The following is a 791-nucleotide window of genomic DNA, read 5'->3' on the forward strand; positions in this document are numbered from 1 at the left end:
ACGTCTCTGGCAATGGTCGGCCAATGGGAAGCCATATACTGACGAGAGTACGGCGAGATTACATCGGGTTATCCCCTATCGCAGACCCGAGTATATTCTGCGCCGACGCAGTGCGGACGATGCGTGAGTAATGAACGTCTATTCTTTCCGGCATCGCTCAGCGGACGGGCTCAGCACGCGCAATACGCCATGGCCTTCAAGGCAACGCTCGAAATAGGGTATGGCCATGCGCGGCACCTGATGGATCACAAACTCTGATCCTCCTGGAACTTGTAACCACCAGCCTGCGCCCTCCCTGTGAAAGACGGGGCCGCCTTTGCGATAGCTCACCTGTTTTCCAGGGCGCACGATACAGGGCTTTCTGAGTACCCCTGCGATATGGCGCCCACCCAGATAGAGATCGCTATTGAGGCGATAGAAGGGTTCGGTCGGCGTGTCGCACGCGGATACGACGATCTCGAGATCGCACAAATCCTCGAACCGTTCCGGATACCCATCCACCCCCCAGATGGACATGCATATGCCGCGCACGTTGTGCTCGTATGCCCGCTCGAAGCTCCAGGCATTTATGTCCGGGATCCAACGTCCCCTATATCCCCGCGCCCGGTATGCCAGGTCGGGGTGGAACGGCGCTCTTAGGTGAACGCTCTCACCCGCTGTAACCGCCACGATAACCGCGAGTTCTTTGACTTGCAGGTGAGGCGCGGCCCTACTCAATGGTCGCCTTCTTTATGCGCGAGATCTGCAAAGGTCGCCCTCAGGTAACCTGCGACGTCGGATCGGTTTTCTGG

At 58.2% G+C, this 791-nt stretch carries 1 protein-coding gene; it reads right to left on the minus strand.

Going from position 1 to position 791, the window contains the following annotated elements; translation table 11 throughout:
- Positions 1-138: 138 nt before the first annotated feature.
- On the minus strand, positions 139-669 hold the full coding sequence (locus tag P792_RS23505) for a hypothetical protein (protein ID WP_152530132.1): 531 nt from the start codon (positions 667-669) through the stop codon (positions 139-141).
- Positions 670-791 lie beyond the last annotated feature (122 nt).

The sequence above is a fragment of the Asaia sp. SF2.1 genome (assembly GCF_000505765.1).
Taxonomy (GTDB): domain Bacteria; phylum Pseudomonadota; class Alphaproteobacteria; order Acetobacterales; family Acetobacteraceae; genus Asaia; species Asaia bogorensis.